The sequence below is a fragment of the Granulicella sp. S190 genome, assembly GCF_009766095.1.
GTDB lineage: Bacteria > Acidobacteriota > Terriglobia > Terriglobales > Acidobacteriaceae > Edaphobacter.
Genome location: NZ_LMUD01000014.1, coordinates 131,756 through 139,975, shown reverse-complemented (window position 1 = coordinate 139,975; position 8,220 = coordinate 131,756). Strand labels below are relative to the sequence as shown.

The 8,220-nt window shown below is 57.0% G+C and carries 7 protein-coding genes and 1 pseudogene; 2 read left to right on the top strand and 6 right to left on the bottom strand.

Going from position 1 to position 8,220, the window contains the following annotated elements; translation table 11 throughout:
* On the top strand, positions 1–192 hold a 192-nt coding region (locus tag GSQ94_RS21085; RefSeq protein ID WP_216843035.1), incomplete at its 5' end, for a hypothetical protein.
* 183 nt (positions 193–375) lie between these two features.
* Here GSQ94_RS21085 and GSQ94_RS07060 read toward each other — a convergent pair.
* From GSQ94_RS07060 to GSQ94_RS21075, 3 genes and pseudogenes are all read right to left on the bottom strand, one after another.
* Positions 376–471 (bottom strand): annotated as a pseudogene (locus GSQ94_RS07060) (transposase zinc-binding domain-containing protein); the annotation flags it as partial.
* 106 nt (positions 472–577) lie between these two features.
* Positions 578–1,054, bottom strand: coding sequence for a tyrosine-type recombinase/integrase (locus tag GSQ94_RS21080; RefSeq protein ID WP_216843034.1), 477 nt, complete (start codon positions 1,052–1,054; stop codon positions 578–580).
* Positions 1,042–1,461, bottom strand: a complete 420-nt coding sequence (locus tag GSQ94_RS21075; protein WP_216843033.1) for a site-specific integrase — start codon at positions 1,459–1,461, stop codon at positions 1,042–1,044. Before GSQ94_RS21075 ends, GSQ94_RS21080 begins: the two co-directional genes overlap by 13 nt.
* Before the next feature lie 261 nt (positions 1,462–1,722).
* Here GSQ94_RS21075 and GSQ94_RS07050 point away from each other — a divergent pair, with 261 nt between their 5' ends.
* A complete protein-coding gene (locus GSQ94_RS07050) occupies positions 1,723–2,142 on the top strand; it encodes a hypothetical protein (protein ID WP_158942876.1) in 420 nt (139 codons plus the stop codon).
* Between the two features lie 65 nt (positions 2,143–2,207).
* Here GSQ94_RS07050 and GSQ94_RS07045 read toward each other — a convergent pair whose 3' ends face one another.
* From GSQ94_RS07045 to GSQ94_RS07035, 3 genes are read right to left on the bottom strand one after another with little or no spacing between them, the layout of a single operon-like run.
* Entirely contained in the window at positions 2,208–5,363 is a 3,156-nt protein-coding gene (locus tag GSQ94_RS07045) for an efflux RND transporter permease subunit (protein WP_158942875.1), read from the bottom strand.
* A gap of 1 nt (position 5,364) precedes the next feature.
* Positions 5,365–6,951: an efflux RND transporter periplasmic adaptor subunit gene (locus GSQ94_RS07040; protein WP_158942874.1), complete on the bottom strand. Its 1,587-nt coding sequence runs from the start codon at positions 6,949–6,951 to the stop codon at positions 5,365–5,367.
* Positions 6,948–8,207, bottom strand: a complete 1,260-nt coding sequence (locus tag GSQ94_RS07035; protein WP_158942873.1) for a TolC family protein — start codon at positions 8,205–8,207, stop codon at positions 6,948–6,950. The genes GSQ94_RS07040 and GSQ94_RS07035 overlap by 4 nt, the downstream gene beginning before the upstream one ends.
* Positions 8,208–8,220 lie beyond the last annotated feature (13 nt).

Sequence of the window (8,220 nt, the reverse complement as noted above, 5' to 3'; positions counted from 1 at the left end):
GTCCGCGCCCAGTTTCGCGTAGAGATGTTCAACGTCTTGAACCGTGTCAATCTGGCACAGCCGGTTGCGAACCTTGGTGACGGTTCTCTGTTCGGTAACAGCACCTCCACCATCGGCCTCTCGTACGGCGCACCTGGCATCGGCTCGGGTGAACCATACAACACGCAGCTCTCCCTGAAGATTCTTTTTTAAAGCGCTTTCAGGTAAACCCAGCGAGCCGGCCAGGAAATGGCCGGCTCGTTTTGCTTTGATGAGCTGGTCAGCAAGCCAAAACTGTTGTGAACAGGCCTTATCGCGAATCCAGACTCTTCGAGAACAGGTGTCAAACCCCGTCTAGTTTCAACTGGGTATGACAGGCCAATGCATTGAAATTGGCCAGCGGATGCGGGCGTTGCCCTGGCACTTCGGGCAGTGTCGGTTACGGCACGAGTTATAGGAGATGGCGGTATGACCGCAACTGGAGCACTGATCGCCAGCAGTACCTTCTCATGCTGGCCGTTGATCCACTTGCGACTGCGTTCGATGAAACCTTGCCCTGCGTAGCGAACGATGTCGGCCATCTCCAGCGGAGACCGGCTTATACGCTGCGTATCGCTTCTCCCGATGTCGCGAGCTGAAGCATGTCGAGCGGACTTGCTGTTGCGCTCAGATGCTTCTTGGAGAGGTGCAGATAGATCGTGGTCTCTTCAAGATCTCGATGGCCGAGCAGGATCTGGATCGTGCGGAGGTCGGCGCCTGCCTCAAGCAGATGCGTCGCGAAGCAGTGGCGCAGGGTATGCGGATGGATGTGCTTATGCTCCAGGCCGGCGCGGAGCGCGGCCTGCTGACAGGCTGTCCACAGCACCTTGGTAGTAACCGGCCGTCTCGACGTGTGCCATCGGTTGCCGGGAAACAACCACTCGGTGGGCTTGTGCCGAAGCCCGCGCCAGTAAGTTCGCAGCGCTTCAAGCAGCGCCTGACTCAGCATCACATCCCGGTCCTTGCGTCCCTTGCCTCCGCGGATGTGAACCACCATCCGTTGGCTGTCGATGTCGGTCACCTTCAGCCGAGCCACTTCTGCCCGTCGTGCCCCGTGGCATAAAGCGTCATAAGCAGGATGCGTTGGAACGGCGTCTCGGTCGCATCGATCAGTCGCGCTACTTCCTGCTGGCTGAGGATCTCGGGAAGGTGGAACACCTTCTTCGGATACGGTGTCTCGGCAACGCTCCATCCTCGCTTCAACACCTGGATGTAGAGGAAACGCAACGCTGCCAACCGTTGCGTGACCGTGTTGGGAGCCAGCTTCCAGGTGCGGAACATCGCAGCCTGATACTGGCGGATGTGATCCGGGCCAAGCTGGTCCGGCGCACAATGGAAATGACGAGCAAAGTGCTCGACGGTGCGGATGTAGGCGCGAATCGTGGACGGAGCGTAGTTGCGGCGCTCCAACTCTTCCAGCATGATCTGACGTAGATGGGTCACAGAGAATCCTCCTTCTCTGCGACAAACGCTAGATCATCACCTCAACCGCTCGCCCAGCGCACGCGAATGCGTCCGCCGCACAGCGGCTTCGTTCATGTCGGCTTACGTTGATCAACCATGGATCGAACCTGCGTATGGTCTGTCTCGCCTTGGGAAATTTCAGTGAATTCTGCCCAGCATCTCAGCTGTCGGTGTCTAATGCCTTGTCTTGTGACAGAAGTAGTACACAGAGGGCGAGCGGGCTGGCCTAGTCTGGTGCAAATGGGAAGAAAAGCAGCCTATGCGGCGATGTGGCACCCGAAAGAGGTAATACTGATCGGTTTAACGCTGATCACCTCCGCTGTCCATTTTGCCGATAACGCGTTTCGCCTTGATCTCTACCCTGGACCTGCCTGGCTCACGCACGATGTCGTGTTGGCGGCATGGGTATTCCTCCTCCTTTCGACTTGCCTGGCGTATTGGATAGACACCCGGACAGCCCTCGTTGCCTATGGTTTACTAGGGTTTGGTGGGCTGGCGCACTATGTCATGCCTCAGGCAAGCAGCATGCCGACGCGATGTACGCTCACAATTGGTGCGGAGGCAGCCTCATCAATGCTCTTGATTGTCTACGCCATGTTCCGGTCCCAGATGAATCCCCGCAAGTCGGTTTCTTGTCGCACAGTTTCACAAAAATGCTAGTTTTCAACATTTGTTGAAACGATCATATTCATTGAAAGTCAATCCTCTCCGACCGGCATATGCATTTAGTTGGTTGCAGGACTAGCCTGCAGTTTTCTAAGTCTGAGCGCCCGTTCCTTCATCATGACAAAGAAGACAGGTACAAGAATCAGGACATGAATGGTTGAGGTAATCATGCCGCCCACAATGGGAGCGGCAATTGGTTTCATGACATCGGAGCCGATGCCGGACTCCCACAAGATCGGCGCGAGGCTTGCAAGGACAGCGACGACCGTCATCAGTTTGGGCCGGAGGCGTTTCACCGCCCCTTCGATGGCTGCTTCTTCAATATCAGCGTTGTTGTGAATCTCCCCCTGCTGTAACCGACGTTCCAAGGATTCGTGGAGATAGACAACCATCACGACGCCCGTCTCCACAGCAATCCCGAACAGAGCGATGTAGCCGACCCAGACGGCGACGCTGAAGTTATAGCCAAGCAGCCATTGCAGCAGCAGCCCACCCGTCATGGCATAGATGGTTGGAACTATGAGCACCACCGCTTCGGCCACGGAATGGAAGACCATATAGAGGAGCAGAAAGATCATGAAGAAGACAATGGGCAGGATGATCTTGAGGCGCTCTTTCGCCCGCAACTCAAACTCGTACTCGCCCGACCACTTGTAGCCATAGCTTGCTGGGATCGAGACTTCCTTCTGCAGTCTGCGAGTGGCTTCCTCCACGAAGCCGCCATAATTCGTACTTTTCAAATCGATGTAGACATATCCGGTGAGTTGTCCGTCCTCATCCCGGATCATCGCCGGGCCATGAGAAAACGACACTTGAGCGACTTGCCCTAGCGGGATCTGCTCTCCCGAGGGTGTAGCGATCAAGACGTTTCGCATCCGCTCGACACTGTCGCGGAAATCCTGCGAGTAGCGCACGTTGATGGGATACCTTTCGCGACCTTCGATGTTCTCGGCTATGTTCTGTCCGCCGATGCCGGACGAAACCGCTGTCTGTACATCGGCGACGCTGAGGCCATAGCGTGCGGCCTCAGTGCGGTTCACTTCCACGTTGACGTAGAAGCCTTGCGAGATGCGTTCAGCGAAGATCGACCTTACCTGTGGCATAGATGAAAGTACGCCCTGCATCTTGGCTGCCAGTTGCTCGATGCCGTCTACGTTTGGCCCCTGCACCTTGAGGCCAAGCGGTGTCTTGATCCCAGTGAGTTCCATGTCCAGACGGTTTTCGACTGGACTCGTCCAAGTATTCGCCAGCCCCGGAAACTGCACTTTCTCATCCATCTCTTGAATGAGCTTGGTGTACGTCATCCCAGGCCGCCATTGCTCTCGCGGCTTCAGCATGAGGGTCGTATCGTACATATCGAGCGGCGCGTTGTCCGTGGCACTGTCCGAGCGGCCCACTGTGCCAAAGACGCTCTCAACTTCGGGAATGGTACGGAGAATCGCATCCTGCTTTTGCAGCAGCGACTTCGCTTGCTCGATTGCGATGCCGGGAAGCGAGGTAGGCATATACAGCACGGAGCCTTCAAAGAGCGGAGGCATGAACTGGCTCCCCAGCTTGAACGCAACGGGCAGCGTTGCGGCCAAAAAGAGCAGGTTGATTGCAATGGTCAGCTTGCGATACTTTAGGCAGAACCGCAGGATTGGCAGATAGATGGCTTGCGTGAAGCGCGAGATCGGATTGGCGCTCTCCGGTTTGAGCCGTCCCCGGATGAGCATCACCATCAGAACCGGAACAAGTGTGATGGCAATGATTGAGGAAGAACCTACCGCGAGCGTCTTCGTCCAGGCAAGAGGCCGGAACATCCTGCCCTCCTGCGCTTCCAGGAGAAAGACAGGCAAGAACGAGACAACAATGATGAGCAGAGAGAAGAAGAGCGCGGGACCAACCTGCTTCGCAGAGTTGATGAGGATCTCCCGCCGTTCTGTTTCTGAGACCGGAGTTGGGTCAGACTCCTGTCTCTCGGAGAGATGCCGGTAGCCGTTCTCCACCATCACAATCGCAGCATCGACAAGAACGCCAACTGCCAGAGCGATGCCACCGAGCGACATGATGTTCGAGGTCACGCCGAGGAAATAGATGGGGATGAATGAGACGAGGACAGCGATAGGCAAGGCAACAATGGCGATCAAAGCAGAGCGGAAGTGGAATAGGAAGATGACGATGACTAGGCTGACGATGATGGCCTCTTCCGCCAAGTCTCGCTGGAGGGTGGCTATCGAATCGTTGATGAGGCCCGAACGGTCGTAACCCGCGACAATCTGTACCCCGGCTGGCAGCGATGGCGCAATCTCGCGGAACCTTTGCTTTACGCCTTCGATCACCTTTAATGCATTCATGCCTTGCCGCATGACGACGATGCCGCCGACCGTCTCTCCTTGTCCATTCCACTCGGCGACGCCTTCGCGGATATCCGGGCCGAAGGCCACACTGCCAAGGTCACGAAGCAGAACTGGAGTTCCGTTCTTGCTGCCCACGGCAATCGACTCAAGATCGTTGAGGGACTTCAGGTAGCCGAGGCCGCGAATCATATACTGTGCTCCGCTCAGATCGAGCACCCTGCCACCGACTTCGTTGGTGCTCGCCTTCACCCGGTCGATGACCATCGAGAGAGGGATGTTGTAAGCCAGCAACTTGTTTGGGTCTAGACGTATCTGATACTGCTTCACATAGCCACCGATGCTCGCAACTTCCGAGACGCCGGGAACTGTCTCCAACTCATACCGCAGATGCCAGTCCTGAAGGGTACGAAGATCGGCAAGGCTATGCTTGCCGCTCTTATCGACCAGGGCATATTCAAAGACCCAGCCCGCGCCTGTTGCATCTGGGCCGATAGCCGGATGAACTTCGGCGGGGAGACGCCCGCCGATTTGTTGCAGGTATTCGACGACGCGAGAACGCGCCCAATACAAGTCTGTGCCGTCCTCAAAGACGACATATACATACGAGTCACCGAACATGGTCTGAGCGCGAACGGCCTTCACATGCGGCGCAGCCAGAAGGCTTGTCACGATGGGATATGTGACCTGATCTTCGATGATGTCCGGTGGCTGGCCCATCCAGCTCGTATGCACGATCACCTGGACGTCGGAGATATCGGGGAGTGCATCGACCGGGACATGACGCAGCGACCAGATCCCGGCGAGCGTCAGAAACAGGACACCCGCGAATACGAGGAAACGATTTCGAGCGCAGAGATCAATGATTCTGGAGAGCATGTCACATCCCCCCTTCGGCATTGACGCGCAGCTGCTTTGTGCCGATGGTCTGGCCGTTCTGTTTCACTGTCACCGTGACCTGCCACGTTCCCCCGGACTCAAGCACGCCTGTACCGTCGTAGACGCCGGGACTCTTCTCCATGAGCTGTGTAGTCGTGTTCATCGCTCCCATGCCCATCGTCGGCATCGCCGCCATGAAGAAAGTGACGGACACTTGCACTCCGACAATAGGCTGTCCGTTCGCTCCGGTTAGCTTGACGTGGAAGACGTTCGATCCTTTGTGCGCCGGGTTGGGATCAGTGGAGAAGTCAACCGCGACCGCAGACTGAGGCGCTGCTGATGGGGTCGTGGTTTGTTGCCCCGCTCCAGGGGCAGGGGGAGTATACGAACCGGCCGCAGCCTGTAACTGGCTCTCTGAGTCGAGCAGGAAATTCGCCGAGGTCACAATCTGTTGATGAGCCGACAGGCCCTTCAGAACGATAAAGTCATCTCCAACTCTCGCCCCGAGGCTGACATCCTTCGGCTCGATGCTGCCACTTCCATGATCGACAAAGACGAGCTGGCGTAGACCCGTCTGGAAGACCGCTGAGGCCGGGACAACTAGCTGCCGCCCCAGAGCCGATTTGAGATCGACGTTTACGAACATCCCCGGCTTGAGGGTGACGCCGGGATTGTTGACCGCCAGCCGCACCTTGACGGTGCGGGTCGTCATATCAACTTGAGGCAGTATCTCCTCGATACGGCCCTGAAACGTGCGTCCCGGATACGCATCGACCGTGATAGCCGAGCTATCGCCACGTTTCAGCCTGCCTACGTCATTCTGAAAGACCTGTGCGCTAACCCAAACGCGGGAGAGATCGGCCAACGTGTAGAGCTTCTTCGCGGGCTCGACATACATATTGGGGAGGGCCATGCGCTCCATGATGTAGCCGGAGGAAGGGGAGTTGATGGATAGCTCCGTCACCGCTTTACCTGTTTCCTGGAGTTTGGCTATCTCGCTGTTGGGTATGTCCCACTGGCGTAGCCGTTGCTCCGCCGCCGTGGTCAGCGATGAAGCTCCCGCAGCAACTCCGTCAATGGAGCTTCCCGTGAGAGCCGTCTGGTTTCGACGGGCGAGTAGATACTCTTCCTGCGTCGCTACCAGATCAGGGCTGTAAATCGTGAAGAGTGGGTCACCCTTGCGGACATATTGATAGGTAGCGTTCGCAAACACTTTGCGGATGTAGCCGGAGAAGCGAACCTGCACGGACGACTGAAGCCGCTCGTCCACATCGACAGTTCCGGTCGCTCGAATCTCATCGCTCAGTTGCTTGTACTCAACTGTTCCGGTTTTCACGCCTATGCTGTGCATCTGCTCATCGGTCAGTTGCACGGGCACCAGCGGCGCTTCCATCTTGGCGGCTGGTATGGCGACATCTTTTGTCCCACCTTTGCTCATATCTGCCATTGGTCCCGACGCAATCGGCTGAACGCCTGTCGGAGCGGATGGTGGATGGACGATTAACCTGGTGCGGTAGATATAGAAACCTGCCACAACCGCGAACAAGGCAAGCCAGAATAGGGATGTACGGACAATAGTTGTGTTCATCGGAGTTGCGCTCCCGTCAGAGTTTCAAGACGTGCGAGCGCTGTCTCGTGATCGAGCAGCGCCTGTTGATAGTCATGCTCAAAGGTCAGGACATCGAGCAGAGAGGACAGCACCGGCGCGAAGGCTTGTTTGCCGGCCTGATAGGTCGTCTGTTCGGCCTGAAAGGCGGCCCGCGCCTGGGGAAGAAGGCCGTCCTGATACTCCGCCATTAGCTCGGCAGTGTTCGTCACGGCGATGTATTGCTTCTGCACCTCTGCGAGTTGTTGTTGCACCTGCGAGTCGAGCTCCTGCTTGGACCGCTCCAGAGACTCTGCGGCCTCCGCAACACCCGCTTCGACCCGCTTGCGCCGAGGCAGCCGCATACTGACGGTCAGCATGTAGTAATCGCGATAGCCACCGCCCGTCTGCTGAAACATATAGCCGACGTTGAAGTCCGGCTTGCCCTCGCGCTGCGCCGACTTCAGTTGGGCGTCCTGTTTGTGGACACCAGCCGTGTCAACCGAGACAGCCGGGTTATGAGCAACAACGAGGCTTTGCAATTCCTCGGCGGTCCGCTGCAGCAGAGTCAGGGAAAGTGATTCCGGCATGATGTCGGGGGAAGACTGCGACCGGTGCAGTAGTTGTTTAAGACTTGCCTGAAGCTGCCCCATCTCCTGATGGTGCATGGTCACTTCACGCAGGATCTTCGTATGCTCGATCTGCGCTTTCAGCACCTCAGCCTGGCTGCCTTGTCCGAGGCTGTATCGGGACAAGCCCGTCTCAATCATCGGTTTCAGAACGGCATCGTTCCGACCGAGAATCGAGAGCGTTGCATCAAGATAGGCAAGCCGCAGATAGAGGGCTTTGACTTGATCCGTAACCGACGACCGCAGCAGGTCTGCTTGCGTCTGCTGCATATCGGCCTCGCGGCTGGCGACTTCGCCCTTGAGGCGGAGCTTCCCGGCGTAGGGAAGTTCTTGCGAGGCCCCAAATCCGATGTACGCGAAGTCACTGTTGCTGAAACCCGCGAAGGGCTTGGGGCTGCCGACGCTATAAGACTGAACCGTGAATTGTGGGTCGGGAAGAGTCGTTACCTGTTGAGCGACGTGTGTCGCCGCCTTCCAGGCGTGGTCTGCGGCCGAGATTTGGGTGTTGCTCGACTGTGCTTCTGAAATCAACGTAGCAAGTGGTGTTGGCATCCCGGTCATCTCCTGCGAATACGCAGGGATGGTCGTAACCATCACCAATGCGGCGGTCCAATATATGGCCACCTTCATAGGGAAACTCCTG